Genomic DNA, 13,532 nt, shown 5'->3' on the forward strand with positions numbered 1-13,532 from the left:
ATCTATTTTCCTAAACAAAAATTCTTAAACATATTATTCAGTACATCTTCACTAGTAATTTCACCTGTTATTTCACCTAAAAGATTAATTACATCATAGACATCAAATGCCAACATATCATAACTTATATTTTGTTCTATCTTATTTAACAACTCTATAATTAAAATGTAAGCTTTCTTTAAAAGCTCTGCCTGACGACTTGATGAGATTATGACATCACAAACATTAAAATCAATATCATCAAAACACGTCAATGATTTTATCTTATCATAAAGAATGTCTATGCCAAATAAAGTCTTGGTACTGACCTTTACTAAATTTGCTGCGCCTATATTACTTGAATTAAAAAATTCAACCGTTTGACTATTTTGTTCTAAGTCAATCTTATTTAAAACAAAAAGCACTTTAGAATGCTCCATATAAGAGTTAATAAATTCTAAATCATCATTTGTTAAGTCTGAACTTAAGTCAATAACATAAAGAACTAAAGATGCCTCCTTAATTAAGGAATTACTCCTAACTATGCCCATCTGTTCAACAAAATCACTAGTCTCTCTAAGGCCTGCTGTATCAAATACGTTAAATAAAATACCATCAAGTTCAAAACTTGCCTGAATATAATCTCTAGTAGTTCCAGCACAAGAAGACACTATAGCTCTATCTTCCTTGAGTAACAAATTAAAAAGAGAAGATTTGCCTACATTCACAGAGCCAGCTAAAACCAATGTAATTCCATGATCCAATTTTCTTGAAGTCTCATAAGAATTAATTAAACTTTTAAGTTCATCTCTACTTTTCGAAATAACTTCAAAAGGAATATCAACCTCATGATCATCGGTTTCATAATCAAGACAAACACTAAGTGCCGAAAGGAAATTTAAAATATCCCTCTTAATCAAATCTATTTTTGCAAACAAAGAACCTGAAAGCTTATTAACAGCAAGCGCATGGGTTTTATTAGTTTTAGCGGAAATTAACTCATTTACTGCTTCTGCCTTAGTCAAATCAAGCTTCCCTGATAAGAAAGAGCGTAAAGTAAACTCACCAGGTTCAGCCATTCTAAACCCTACTTTCAAAAAGGAATCTATAATTCGTTTTATACCAACAAGGGAACCATGCGCCATAACTTCTATCGAATTTTGACCTGTAAAACTTTTTGGGGCTCTATAAAGACAAACAACAACCTCATCCAACCTTTCACAAGTTTCCTTATCTATTAGGTACCCATAATGGATAGTATGCCCAGGGGCTTCAAGAAGTTTTTTAGGATTTGAGAATATTTGAGAAAATTTCTCAATTGACAAAATCCCACTACTACGAATCACACACAAAGCACTACTTAAAAAAGGTGTAGCAAGTGCAACAATATCATCTTCACTTTGAAAAAACTTGTTCATAGATTACAAAAATTATAACATAGCATAAATGACAATAACAAAAGTTAATATTAAAAGAAAAACTCAAAAATACAATAAATAAAGCAAACAACCTAAATTTGTAAATATTACAAATTTCACTTATAATTTACCCTATAAAGATGAAGACAAAATTAGAAACTAGACTCAAAAATACTTTAGAAGAAGAAGTTATCTTGGTAGAAAAGGTATATGACATGTATCTAAATATGAAAAAATATCTTGACGATAAGAATGAAAAGATGTTTAAGGAAGTAATAGATGAAACAAACATTTACCTGAATAAATTTAAAGACATAGAACAACAACGTGATGCAATATGGCAAGAATTTACAAATAATGAAAAATTTGAATCAACTTATATGGCCATAGAAAAACTATGTTCAAAGCACAAAAAAGCAATATACAATTATTTTCATCGATTAAAAATAGGAGTACTAAACATTCAAAGCTTAAATTATCTAATATCAAGCTACGCGGAAACATCTCTTGATATTTTAGCTCTAATATTTAAAGATGCTCAAGAAAATGTAGATAATATCACTTATAAAAACCCTTATGGACCAAAACACGGAAATTTACATGAAGCATCCGTTTTAATAAACAAAAAATTTTAATTAAATCAAGTTAAATTAAGGAGTTTTAAGGAGTTTAAAATGGATTCAACATTCTCAGGAATAGAAATTGGAAAAAAAGGTTTATTGGCACACAAAGATGCTATGAACACAATTGGACATAATTTAACCAACGCAGCAAAACCTGGATATTCAAGACAAAGAGTCATAATGAAAACCGAAATGCCAATTTATGTTACTCAACTAAATAGAGCAAACAAATCTGGCCAATTAGGCCAAGGAGTGATGGTACAAAGTATAGAACGAGTAAGAGATGAATTGCTTGATATAAAAATAGCTGAAGAGTCACATCGTCTTGGATATTGGACTTCAAAAGATAAATTTATTTCTCTACTCGAAAATATATATAACGAACCAGAAGAACAGTCAATGAGAAAAAGATTGAATGATTTTTGGGATAGCTGGCAAGACTTGTCAAGACAACCCCAAGGATTAGCTGAACGAAACATTATCTTAGAACGTGGGAAGTCTTTTGTAGAAACAGTAAAAAACAGATTTCATTCTCTTGAAAGAATATACATAATGGCAAACGATGAAGTGAAAATTGTTACCGAAGAGATAAATAATTACCTTAAGAACATAAGTGATCTTAATAGGCAAATTGTAAAAGCACTTGCCATGAAAGATCAGCCAAATGATTTAATGGATGAGAGAGACTTAATAATTGACAAATTAAGCAATTTAATTAATATCTCCATTGAAAACAAAAAAGATCCAAATGAATTTTTAATTCATTCAGAAGGAAAGCATCTCATTCAAGGCACAATTGCAAATAAATTCACATTAAAAGCAGTCAATGGACCTACAAGGACTAAATGGAACGTTCTATGGCAAAATGGGGAAGTGGCTAATATTAATACGGGGAAATTAGGTGCTCTTATTAATATAAGAGACAACGAAATTAAGAATGAGATTAATGAAATGGATAATATAGCAATTAATATAGCAGAGCTTATCAATGAAATTCATGCAGCGGGACATGGTCTTGACAAAAAAAATGGACGAATCTTCTTCGAACAAGAATATAAGCTAACTGATGATCTTGGACGACATGACAGTAATGGGAATGGTGAATTTGATTCTGTTTGCTTATTTAAAATCAGCAGTACACATAGCCTTATGCCAGAAGAAAAACTAGGCTTTGCAGGAACACTCAGATTTCAAGAAACAAATAAAAATGATTTTATAGAAATACCTTATTTTACAACAGATACCGTTCAAGACATAATAAATAAAATCAATAATTCTAATGCACAAGTTACTGCAAGACTAACCGCAGAAGGAAAATTTGAAATTAAGGCTATCAGAGAAGACGAAAAAGACAATGCTATATTCAGGATTAGATACATTGAGGATTCTGGTCTATTTTTAACAACTTACACGGGTATGCTAAATGCATCGGGAGCTGGGGGTGCTTATAACTACTCAAACACTAATGCCACCAACCAATTAATGAATACAGCCAGCTATTCAATATCTCCTTTAAAAAATCCAGCAGCATGGCTTAAAGTGTCTAAAGAAATTGCAGAAATCCATCAAAGATTGCATCAATCATACGAACTCCAACAAATAATATTCCCATTGGAGATAATGAGGCAGCATTACGTATGGCATCTCTTATAAACTCACAAATCATGATTGGAAAACACGCAACACTAAATGATTACTTCGCAAATACAGCTTCTAATATTGCAATCAAAGGACAAATAGCAGAAGTCACAAAAAACAGTCAAGAACAAATACTTAAAAGTTTAACTGACTTAAGATTATCAATATCTGGTGTAAATAAAGATGAAGAACTAGCAAATATGATAGAATTTCAACAATCATTTATTGCTGCAAGTAAATTCATCACCATTTCAGCTGAATTAATAGACACAATTATAAATAAAATGGGAGTATAAGGAGGTATAATTATGATAAATAGGGTAAGTCATCCTTTAACATATGATAACTTAAAATCATCTTCAGCAGAGAAAGAAGTCAAAATCACAAAACTTCTAGGAAGTTTATATCAAGGTGGAAAAAGAATTACAAACCTGCGAGATGATCCAACAGGGATTACTCATGCAATAAGATTAGATAGTGATATATTTAAACTTAATACCTATGTTAAAAACATCAAAAATTCCAAAGAAAAATTAAGATACATAGAAGGATATTTGCAATCCATGGCTAATATCTTAACTCGTGCAAAAGAAATAACCATTCAAGGGGCAAGTGGTACATACACAGATGATAACAAAAAAATGATAGCAAAAGAAATCAATGCAATCATTGAAGATGTCTTTGCAATAGCAAATGTCAAAGGGGCAGATGGATACAGTGTATTTGCAGGAACTAAAGTCGATGCTGAGGCATTCAAAGCAACTAGAGAAAAAAGAATAAACAGACTAACCCAAGACAAAGCAGAAACTCAAATAGTAAAAATAGAATATAATGGAAATCAAAAAGAACAAACAACTGAAATATATAATGGAATTTATATCTCAACTAACTATCCTGGAAGTGAAATATTCTTTTCACAAAATCACCACATAATATCATCAAAAAACATTAATGGATTTATTGTTAAAGAAAATACCAAAATTTATATTGATAATATTGAAATACTATTAACTGAAGGAGACACTGCTGCTGACGTTATTACTAAGATCAATGAATCAACTGCTCCCGTTGAAGCTACCATTGATCGCACATTAAATTCAATAGCATTAAAAACAACCATACCTCACCAAATGTGGATAACAGAAGCAGAAGGTTCAACCGTACTGCAAGATCTTGGTATTCTTACTAAAAATAACACTACCAAAGAACCTCCCTTTAATATTGCAAGCAATGCTGAGATCAGGAATAGAACAATTTTTGATAGCTTAATTGATCTAAGAGATAATCTGGAAGAAAACAGAGAAGGAATTATTGGAAGCAGAAGTTTAGCTGAAATTGATGAAAGTTTAAGTAAAATCTTTGCAACATTAGCTGATCTTGGCACTAAAGAAAATAGACTTGACTTAAGTCATGAAAGGATTAGCAAAGAAATAATGGATATGAAAGATAGTATAGTGCAATATACTGATCTTGACGTAGCAAAAGCAATAACGGATCTTAACATGACAAGTTTAGCTTATCAGGTATCATTAGGGATTTCTGCAAGAATAATGCAAACAACATTATTAGATTTTCTCAAATAGAATGAAATAAAATGAAAAACGAGCTTAGTATAAAATTTAACTTCCCTGAAGGGATACTGGGTTTTGAAGATATCAAAGAATTTATAATTAAAGATTCTGAACATAAACCTTTTTCTATTATGCAATCAACGAATGGAGAAATAAATTTCTTAGTAACATCTCCCTTTAATTTTTTAGAAAAATATTTATCCAATATAGAAGAAAAAGATTGGTTAGACATTCAAGCAAAAAATGAAGATGAAAAAGTTATACTATGTATAATCAACATGCATGTCAAAAATTATAGGGAAATAACAGCCAACTTAAAAGCCCCAATCATATTAAATAAAAAAAAACTAATCGGAAAACAAGCCATATCTACAAATGAAGAACATTATCTCAGATATAAAATCTTTAAGGAATAAATATGCTAGTATTATCAAGAAAAGCAAATGAAAGCATCAAAATAGACTCTAACATTGAAATTTCAATATTAGCAATAAAAAAAGAAAGCGTTAAAATAGCTATCAAGGCACCTGAAAATATTAAAATACTCCGATCTGAAATATATGATATCATCAAAGAAGAAAACAAAAAATCAATCCTACAAGATAAAAATAACATACATAAGATTAAAAATCTGTTTGATTATTTGGGCAAATAAGATTTAATCTCAGCATCACTTAATTTTGCATACAAAGGCCCTGACAAAGTATCATCGCCCTTAGCATTTTTTAAGTACTTATATTTACCTAGTTTTCTTAAAATTGTACCAAAAGAATCCATATCACTGATAATCCTAAATTTATATTCCTTATCTCGAAGCTTTTTATCAATAAACTCAATACCATTCCCCACAATAACGAATTCGAAATCAAGACTACCCAAATATTCAAATAACTCCAACTCAGAGAAATAAGTAATTTTACCACATAATTTACAATCCCTATAATACCCAACAAAATACTTACCAGCCGTAAAACTTAAAGTTATAACATCTGTTTTTGAACTGAATAAGTGTGCAAAAACATCAAAAGTAGGTACATTAACAAAAGGAATCGCAAGACCTAAAGAGAGCCCCTTAATAAAACTTAAACTAATTCTCAATCCTGTAAAAGAACCGGGCCCAGAAGAATTAATCAGTAAATCAAGATTACTTAAATCAATGCCATGTGCTAATACAAAATCACTAAATAATTTAGGAAGACTAATAACAGAATTAACCTCATTCTTACCTTTCAATACATAAAAAACCTCACCTTTAATTTTAAAATGAATCAACAAAGTCTTATATGAATATTCAACTGAAAGAGTATTCATCATTAAGTTCTAAAATCCTACTAGTATCTTTTATTTTAAATTTTATAAATTCTAATCTATCTTGTGGCAAAACATCAAGAATCATCTCTGGCCACTCAATAGCTATTATAGATAACATATCTAAAAGGATTTCCATCCCACCAATAAGTTCAAACTCATCTAAACTATTCAATCGATATAAATCGATATGATAAAACTTAAAATCTATAAACTCATAAACATTGATAATATTATAAGTTGGGCTTGTAAGATAAGAAATGCCAAGGTTTAAAGCCAAACCTTTTAAAAAGGTTGTCTTTCCAGAACCCATATCACCACAAAGACCAAATATCTTACCAATAGGCAAAGAATTAAAAAAAGATTTAGAAAAATTTATCATTTCATTTTCTGTCTTAAAAGATAATTTCAAGGAAGTTCACCTTTCATATCAAGATCGATGACATATTTTTTGATTGCAATCATTAAACTAAGCACAGGATAATCCAATGGATCTAAAAAATCAATAGTGATATGTTTTTCTCCCAAGGGAGTTACCTCTATGACAAATTTTACCCGTTTATTTTCCCTAACACCTTTATAATCATAAAAAGCATCCGCAAAATATACAACTCTGTAACATATATGACTATCTTGCCTTACAATATTATCAAGAGAAATAAACTTCACAACAGTAACCCTTTAAATAAATCCCAAGAAGCCAACATAAGAACATTTTCATTTAGCGCTATTTTCAAAGATGGGATTTTCATTTTTAACTTTTAAGTTCGCTTTATGCAACCTGTTCATTAAAAAAATACTTAAACCCCCAAATTGAGTGAGATGTCGCAAAAAAATAACTCTAATTCCTATAATTAAACTTCCCAGGAAATTTTTAATTTTTTACCTCAGAAACAATTTTTTTAAAAGTTTCAATATCTTCGATTGCCAAATTAGACAAAATTTTTCTATTAAGTTTAATATTATATTTTTTTAAACTCGCTAAAAATCTTGAATAATTAATTCCCATTCCTGTTAAAACAGCGGAAATTCTTACAATCCATAAACTTCTAAAATCTCTCTTACGAACCTTCCTATCTCTTGTAGCATACATCATGCCTTTACGAAGAGTATCTTTAGCTTTTTTATAGTTACTTTTCTTAGTACCCCAAAAACCCTTAGTTTTTTTCAAGATCCTCTTTCGTCTTGCAACATGAATTACACCGTTCTTAACTCTGGACATTATAATCTCCTTAAATCAATATTTAAGCATAAGGTAATAAGGTTTTGATTCTTTTAGCTTCAACACTTGAAATCAAACCTGCCTTACCCAACTTTCTTCTTCTCTTTGCAGACTTTTTTGTTAAAATGTGTCTCAAATTTTGCTTCTTATATTTAATTTTATTTTTTGAAGTAAAAGCATATCTTTTTCTTGCACTTTTACATGTTTTCATTTTTGGCATTCATATCTCCTTACCACTTATTTCTTACCCTTAGGTGCAATAATCAAAAACATTGTCTTACCTTCCATCTTAGCTGGTGATTCTAAAACATAGTTAGCATCACCTACCCTTTCAAGAATGCTCTCCAAAATTCCATAACCTAAATGAGTATGAGCAAGTTCACGTCCCCTGAATCTTATAGTAACTTTTACCTTATTACCTTCTTCGAGGAATCCTAAAATATTTCTATACTTAAAATCAAGGTCATGAGTATCTATTTTTGGTTGCATCCTAACTTCTTTAAGCTTAACTATTTTTTGATTTTTTCTTTGCTCCTTCTGACGCTTCTCTTGATAAAATTTATATTTACCATAGTCAATTATCTTGCATACAGGGGGCAATGCATTTGGGGACACCTCAACCAAATCAAGCTCTGCATCCCTAGCACGTCTAATGGCATCTTCAATTGCCAAAACAGATTGAGTTCCATCATCAAAAACAACTCTAACCTCACGTGCCTTAATCCTATGATTAGTCCTCAACTCCTTATTACTTGATCTCGACCTATCTCTATCCTTACCGGAACTTCTATTTATCATCTAAAAATACGTACTCCTCAAACAGTATTAATCAATAACTAATTTTAATATACCTTCATTAAAAAGTAAATTCGCATACATATCTCTTAAGCACAATAATCAAAAAACACTTTCTCAAATCCTAAAAAGTAAAAATCTAATTGATTAATGCGTAATTTAAAAGTAAAATTTACTCACTTATGAATATATTTTTACTAGTAAGTTTGCCCTTAATCCTTAAAATATACATACTAATAAAACATCCTCATATCAAACAAAGCTACATTCATATAACATCAATATTATTTGCAATGACCATTTTTTCCCTTTTTTATCTTATGAAAGAATTCATATTATATAAAAGCTTACTTATAAGCTATCAATCAAAATTCGGTTTAGCATATTCAATATTCATTAAAGAACAAATATATTACTATGTTCTACCGCTATTAATATTCACATTTTTTTTTACATTCAATCCAAGATCATCGATTAAAAATAATCCAATACCTTTAATATATTTTGCATTTGGATTAACCTTCTCTAAAAATTTAGCACTCATCATAACAAACAGTAAAGTTTTTGGAACATATGAATATATTAAAATACCAATCTTACACATGCTAGAATTAATACTTACGGCAATTATATGCGAAAAAGGAATAAAGCTACATATTATACAAAAAATCAACGGGTATCAATTAATCTTTATTCCCATACTAATCTTAGAAATAATCATTACAATTTTCAAAACATTAATTTTAATTAATGCACAAATCTACGCTATAGCCATATTAATAGCTATAGCAATAGTATTACTAGGCAATATAATACTTAAATCTAATAAGAATGTTATCGGAAATAAAAGATGATGTTCAATATAATAAAAATTATTATCATTACAGTGATTTTAATCCTATTTTTCAGTTGTAGTGATAATAAAATTACAGATCAAAATTTTAGTCATATTATAATTTTTTCAGATGCAACAGAATACTTTTTCAAAATTAAAAAAACACCATTTATAAAGGACAAAATACTCTTTATCAATGAGAAAGATATCGAACTTATCAAAGATAAACTCAATAACGTAGAAAAAATACTATTAACACATAAAGCAAATAATGAAATATTAAATATTAATCAAATCAAAGATAAAATCTTTTATCTTACTGAAGTCAGATTTTCATTAAAAAAAGCAATTGATTTTATCTTTAATGATCCTTCAATAGATCTCAAAACATCATTAATTATAGCAGACAACACATTAAATCAAGAAGATGCAAAGTATTTAGAAAAAAATGCAAAAAAGCAAAATATCAGTATTACCGTAATAAATGAAAAAAATATTCAATATCTAAAAAATCTGATTATTCCTAAAATAACAAGCGTGATCCTGTTTACAATGAGAAATAGTCACATATTTTTAAAAAAATTGGCAGAATCATCCTTCTTTCAAGAAATAAATTTCATATTAGTTGGAAGTCCTAAAAAAAATCTTAAAAAAATTAATATAAAATACATAATCAGCATTGACATCCTTAATCTAATTGAAATAATAAATCAAATTGATAAAAATTTTAAATATGAATTTAACATCTACAAACCAATATAAGTCTATCATAAACCAACTCATCTACTTAGTTAGATAAATTCACAAGTTAAGTTGATAAACAAAAATATTAAAATAGTCATTAAATCAAATTTTTAAATAAATCTTTAAAGTTATCATACAATGTAACCACAACATCACTTAAATCACAATTTTTAATTTTTGCAAGCTCAATACATGTATATCCCAAAAAAAGTGGTGCATTAATCCTACCCCTTAAAGGAACCGGGGCTAAAAATGGGCTGTCAGTTTCAATTAAAATGTCTTTAATATTTAATTTCTTTAAAACTGATCTTAAAGATTCTGAATTTTTAAAAGTTAAATTGCCCGCAAAAGATATCTTAAATCCCAAATCAACAAATTTCTTAGCGTGCTCATAGGTGCCAGAATAGCAATGCAATATGCCTCTACGTATGAAATTAGAAGATTTGAGAACATTATAAACATCATCATAAGCTTCTCTTACATGCAAAATGACAGGCTTATTATATTTATTAGCCAGATCCAACTGAATACTCAAAGCCTCAATCTGTTTCATTTTATTATTTGCTTTTAAATAATCAAGTCCAATTTCACCAATAGCAACAACATTTTCCTTCAATAAAATCCTTTCAATTAATTCAAAATCATCGCTTGACGCCACATTTAAAGGGTGCATTCCAACTGTTAATAAAATATTAGAATAAGCATTTAAAAGTTGTTTTCTTTCATGAAAATCATCGGGATGTAACCCGATATCAATAAAATAAGCAAATCCATTCTTACAACATTCATTAATAAGATAATTAATATCAATATCTTGCTTTTTAAGTTCACTAAAATGAACATGCGTGTCTATTAACTTCTCTAAGAAGATAGCCTTTTTAAAATCAAGTTTCATGCATCCATCTTTTTTTTAAGTTCATTAATATAATCAATGATAGTAACATTCTTCATCCCAAGTTGCAAGAAACTAGACAAAATACCGATAGCATCTCCAATTTGCCCTAATGCTTCATAACACTCAGCAGCATTTACGTATAATATTGAATTCTTAGGATTAGTTTTAATTAAATTTTTAATAGCTGCCAATGCCTCTTTATGTTGCCCTTGTTCTTTTTGCAAAAGCGCAAGACCAAGTATAGCAAACATATCAAAATCAATATCAAGAGCTTTTTTATAATAAATCTGTGCATTATCATAATCTTTTAAGTAGCGATATGTATCCCCCACCCTGGTTAAAACCAAATTGTTCTTTGGATCTCTATCTATTATTGTAAGCCAATATGTTAAGGCTTCATTATACTCTTTATTGCCCCTATAACAATCGGCAAGTCCAAAAATAGCATAAAAATTATTTGGAGAAATTTCCAAAGCTCTCTTAAAGAAATAGATACCTTTTCCAAACTCTTTTAATTTCCTATAACAATTTCCAATTGAAGTTAAAACACGAACATCAATCTTAACTTGATTTATCTCATACATCTTAAGCCAATATTTTAACGCTTCTTTATATTCCTTAAAGTCATAATATAGATGACCAATACCAACAAGAGCATAATCATTATCAGATACAAGTTCTAGTACTCTTAAGTACGCTTGTCTAGATTTCTGAAAATTTTTTAATTTCCTATAAGAAGAAGCAACCCTTGTAAGAACCGTAATATTTTCAGAATCATATTTTAAATATTCTTCCCACACATCTGTGGCCTTTTTATAATCACCTAAACTCCTATAACAATCTCCCAACCCAAAAAGCGCATAATTATTATTTGAATGTTTAGAAAGACACCTTTGATAATAAATTATAGCTTTATCAAAATTTCTCTTTTTACGTTCAATGTCTCCAAGTCCAACAAGAGCATAATTATTATTATCATCTTTTTGCAAGATATCAGTAAATAATGTTTCCGCTTCAGAAAGTCTCTCTTCTTTTATCAATTGATATCCCCTTTTGGATTTTTCAGTAACATCAAGAAGCTCACCATCAGAAATTTGCGAGATATCTCCAAAATCATCTAAAAGTTTATTATTTAACATAAATACCCCTTCTTAACTGGTTTATTAAAGACATAACATTCACTTCATATATGTTATTTAAACATATAATCATATTTGCATATAAACATATCAAGATATTAATAAATCTTTAACTCCCAATCTCAATAAACATATTATATAAAAAATTAAAAAAATATACTTAATTTTGAACACTTAAACTTACTTATTTGAATGCGTAAACAAGTCTATTAGATAAAATAATGCTCAATTGTAACAAAAAAATTCAAAATTAAGATAAAATATTACTACTTATACTAGGAGAAAATAAGATGTTCTTAGAAAGATTAAGCCCCATTGAAAGCAAAATACAAATACTTGAAGAAAAATTACAAGACATAAACTTAATTAAAAATCAAAAAGAATATTCAAAAGTAATAAAAGAATATAATTATTTGGAAAAAATCAAAGAAAAAAAAGATGAATATGAAAATATATTAAAACAAATCAATGAAAATCAAAATTTTCTGTTAGAAGAAGAAAATTTAGAAATGAAAGAATTAATAAAACAAGAATTAACACATTTAAATCTTAAAAAAGATGAAGTTGAACTCAAAATAAAAATATTACTCTTAAACCAAAATGATAATGATAATAAAAATATCATTATTGAAATTAGAGCTGGAACGGGGGGAAGAAGCTGCTCTCTTTGCACATAATCTTTATGAAATGTACACAAAGTATTCTGAGAAAAAAAAATGGAAAACAGAACTTATTAACTTTAATGAAACAGAACTTGGTGGATTTAAAGAAGTAAGTTTCGAAATTAAAGGTCAAGATGTATTTAAAAAATTAAAACATGAAAGCGGGGTACACAGAGTTCAAAGAGTACCCATAACAGAATCTAATGGACGCCTTCAAACCTCTGCAGCAACTGTCGCTGTACTGCCTGAAGTTGAAGAAACAGACATTGAAATTAATGAAAAAGAGTTAAGAATAGACGTCTACGAATCCTCTGGTGCTGGTGGACAACATGTAAATACAACAGACTCGGCTGTCAGAATTACACACTTGCCTACAGGGATCGTGGTGCAATGTCAAAATGAAAGGAGTCAGCACAAAAATAAAGATCAAGCCATGAAAATATTAAGAGCAAGACTGTATGAATTTGAAAACCTTAAAAAACAAGAACAACGTTCGAACGATAGAAAGCAGCAAATAGGTTCAGGCGATAGATCTGAGAGGATCAGAACTTACAATTTTCCACAAAACAGATTAACGGATCATAGAGTCAATGTTAGTATTTATAAATTAGAAGAAATTATACAGGGAGAACTTGATTTTTTCCTCGACACACTGGCACTAAAACTTCAAGAACAATCACTCAAAGATAATCCAATATAATTT

Annotated in this window: 15 protein-coding genes and 2 pseudogenes; 8 read left to right on the plus strand and 9 right to left on the minus strand. The window is 29.0% G+C overall.

Annotated features, from left to right (window positions below; all coding sequences use genetic code 11):
* Window positions 1-2: 2 nt before the first annotated feature.
* On the minus strand, window positions 3-1,397 hold the full coding sequence (gene mnmE / locus ACWUD1_RS00880; RefSeq protein ID WP_472756689.1) for a tRNA uridine-5-carboxymethylaminomethyl(34) synthesis GTPase MnmE: 1,395 nt from the start codon (window positions 1,395-1,397) through the stop codon (window positions 3-5).
* 140 nt (window positions 1,398-1,537) lie between these two features.
* Here mnmE and ACWUD1_RS00885 point away from each other — a divergent pair, with 140 nt between their 5' ends.
* The 5 genes and pseudogenes from ACWUD1_RS00885 (at window position 1,538) to csrA (ending at window position 5,884) form a co-directional block, all read left to right on the plus strand.
* On the plus strand, window positions 1,538-2,032 hold the full coding sequence (locus tag ACWUD1_RS00885) for a flagellar protein FlbF (RefSeq protein ID WP_472756690.1): 495 nt from the start codon (window positions 1,538-1,540) through the stop codon (window positions 2,030-2,032).
* 39 nt (window positions 2,033-2,071) lie between these two features.
* Window positions 2,072-3,954: pseudogene (gene flgK / locus ACWUD1_RS00890) on the plus strand (flagellar hook-associated protein FlgK).
* Between the two features lie 12 nt (window positions 3,955-3,966).
* A complete protein-coding gene (locus tag ACWUD1_RS00895) occupies window positions 3,967-5,241 on the plus strand; it encodes a flagellar hook-associated protein 3 (protein ID WP_472756691.1) in 1,275 nt (424 codons plus the stop codon).
* A gap of 11 nt (window positions 5,242-5,252) precedes the next feature.
* A complete protein-coding gene (gene fliW / locus ACWUD1_RS00900) occupies window positions 5,253-5,645 on the plus strand; it encodes a flagellar assembly protein FliW (RefSeq protein ID WP_472756692.1) in 393 nt (130 codons plus the stop codon).
* A 2-nt stretch (window positions 5,646-5,647) separates the two neighbouring features.
* Window positions 5,648-5,884, plus strand: a complete 237-nt coding sequence (csrA, locus tag ACWUD1_RS00905; RefSeq protein WP_472756693.1) for a carbon storage regulator CsrA — start codon at window positions 5,648-5,650, stop codon at window positions 5,882-5,884.
* Here csrA and tsaB read toward each other — a convergent pair.
* The 6 genes from tsaB to infC form a co-directional block, all read right to left on the minus strand.
* The gene (tsaB, locus tag ACWUD1_RS00910) at window positions 5,869-6,543 is read right to left on the minus strand and encodes a tRNA (adenosine(37)-N6)-threonylcarbamoyltransferase complex dimerization subunit type 1 TsaB (protein WP_472756694.1); all 675 of its coding nucleotides are present in this window, start codon (window positions 6,541-6,543) and stop codon (window positions 5,869-5,871) included. The genes csrA and tsaB overlap by 16 nt on opposite strands.
* Window positions 6,521-6,949 (minus strand): tRNA (adenosine(37)-N6)-threonylcarbamoyltransferase complex ATPase subunit type 1 TsaE, encoded by a 429-nt coding sequence (gene tsaE, locus ACWUD1_RS00915; RefSeq protein ID WP_472756695.1) that lies wholly within the window; start codon window positions 6,947-6,949, stop codon window positions 6,521-6,523. The genes tsaB and tsaE overlap by 23 nt, the downstream gene beginning before the upstream one ends.
* Complete coding sequence (locus ACWUD1_RS00920; protein WP_472756696.1) at window positions 6,946-7,206, minus strand: hypothetical protein; 261 nt, start codon at window positions 7,204-7,206, stop codon at window positions 6,946-6,948. The genes tsaE and ACWUD1_RS00920 overlap by 4 nt, the downstream gene beginning before the upstream one ends.
* 205 nt (window positions 7,207-7,411) lie before the next feature.
* Complete coding sequence (rplT, locus tag ACWUD1_RS00925) at window positions 7,412-7,759, minus strand: 50S ribosomal protein L20 (protein WP_472756697.1); 348 nt, start codon at window positions 7,757-7,759, stop codon at window positions 7,412-7,414.
* Between the two features lie 22 nt (window positions 7,760-7,781).
* Window positions 7,782-7,979, minus strand: coding sequence for a 50S ribosomal protein L35 (gene rpmI, locus ACWUD1_RS00930; protein ID WP_472756698.1), 198 nt, complete (start codon window positions 7,977-7,979; stop codon window positions 7,782-7,784).
* 17 nt (window positions 7,980-7,996) lie between these two features.
* Window positions 7,997-8,557 (minus strand): translation initiation factor IF-3, encoded by a 561-nt coding sequence (infC, locus tag ACWUD1_RS00935; RefSeq protein ID WP_472756699.1) that lies wholly within the window; start codon window positions 8,555-8,557, stop codon window positions 7,997-7,999.
* 179 nt (window positions 8,558-8,736) lie between these two features.
* On the opposite strand from infC, the gene ACWUD1_RS00940 reads away from it, so the two are divergent.
* Both ACWUD1_RS00940 and ACWUD1_RS00945 read left to right on the plus strand, forming a co-directional pair.
* The gene (locus tag ACWUD1_RS00940; protein ID WP_472756700.1) at window positions 8,737-9,408 is read left to right on the plus strand and encodes a hypothetical protein; all 672 of its coding nucleotides are present in this window, start codon (window positions 8,737-8,739) and stop codon (window positions 9,406-9,408) included.
* Window positions 9,408-10,151: a hypothetical protein gene (locus ACWUD1_RS00945; protein ID WP_472756701.1), complete on the plus strand. Its 744-nt coding sequence runs from the start codon at window positions 9,408-9,410 to the stop codon at window positions 10,149-10,151. The genes ACWUD1_RS00940 and ACWUD1_RS00945 overlap by 1 nt, the downstream gene beginning before the upstream one ends.
* Before the next feature lie 79 nt (window positions 10,152-10,230).
* Here the strand turns inward: ACWUD1_RS00945 and ACWUD1_RS00950 are convergent, their stop codons facing one another.
* Both ACWUD1_RS00950 and ACWUD1_RS00955 read right to left on the minus strand, forming a co-directional pair.
* Complete coding sequence (locus ACWUD1_RS00950) at window positions 10,231-11,028, minus strand: TatD family hydrolase (protein WP_472756702.1); 798 nt, start codon at window positions 11,026-11,028, stop codon at window positions 10,231-10,233.
* Complete coding sequence (locus ACWUD1_RS00955; protein WP_472756703.1) at window positions 11,025-12,167, minus strand: tetratricopeptide repeat protein; 1,143 nt, start codon at window positions 12,165-12,167, stop codon at window positions 11,025-11,027. The genes ACWUD1_RS00950 and ACWUD1_RS00955 overlap by 4 nt, the downstream gene beginning before the upstream one ends.
* Window positions 12,168-12,457: 290 nt before the next feature.
* Here ACWUD1_RS00955 and prfA point away from each other — a divergent pair.
* Window positions 12,458-13,529, plus strand: a pseudogene (gene prfA / locus ACWUD1_RS00960) (peptide chain release factor 1).
* Window positions 13,530-13,532: the final 3 nt, after the last annotated feature.

It is taken from the genome of Borrelia tillae, assembly GCF_055693965.1.

Coding starts and splice junctions, on each gene's coding strand:
- csrA (WP_472756693.1), top strand. CDS start 5,648: ATGCTAGTATTATCAAGAAAAGCAAATGAAAGCATCAAAATAGACTCT.
- infC (WP_472756699.1), bottom strand. CDS start 8,557: ATGATAAATAGAAGTTCCGGTAAGGATAGAGATAGGTCGAGATCAAGT.
- ACWUD1_RS00895 (WP_472756691.1), top strand. CDS start 3,967: ATGATAAATAGGGTAAGTCATCCTTTAACATATGATAACTTAAAATCA.
- tsaB (WP_472756694.1), bottom strand. CDS start 6,543: ATGATGAATACTCTTTCAGTTGAATATTCATATAAGACTTTGTTGATT.
- ACWUD1_RS00940 (WP_472756700.1), top strand. CDS start 8,737: ATGAATATATTTTTACTAGTAAGTTTGCCCTTAATCCTTAAAATATAC.
- mnmE (WP_472756689.1), bottom strand. CDS start 1,397: ATGAACAAGTTTTTTCAAAGTGAAGATGATATTGTTGCACTTGCTACA.
- ACWUD1_RS00955 (WP_472756703.1), bottom strand. CDS start 12,167: ATGTTAAATAATAAACTTTTAGATGATTTTGGAGATATCTCGCAAATT.
- ACWUD1_RS00885 (WP_472756690.1), top strand. CDS start 1,538: ATGAAGACAAAATTAGAAACTAGACTCAAAAATACTTTAGAAGAAGAA.
- ACWUD1_RS00950 (WP_472756702.1), bottom strand. CDS start 11,028: ATGAAACTTGATTTTAAAAAGGCTATCTTCTTAGAGAAGTTAATAGAC.
- ACWUD1_RS00945 (WP_472756701.1), top strand. CDS start 9,408: ATGTTCAATATAATAAAAATTATTATCATTACAGTGATTTTAATCCTA.
- fliW (WP_472756692.1), top strand. CDS start 5,253: ATGAAAAACGAGCTTAGTATAAAATTTAACTTCCCTGAAGGGATACTG.
- rpmI (WP_472756698.1), bottom strand. CDS start 7,979: ATGCCAAAAATGAAAACATGTAAAAGTGCAAGAAAAAGATATGCTTTT.
- rplT (WP_472756697.1), bottom strand. CDS start 7,759: ATGTCCAGAGTTAAGAACGGTGTAATTCATGTTGCAAGACGAAAGAGG.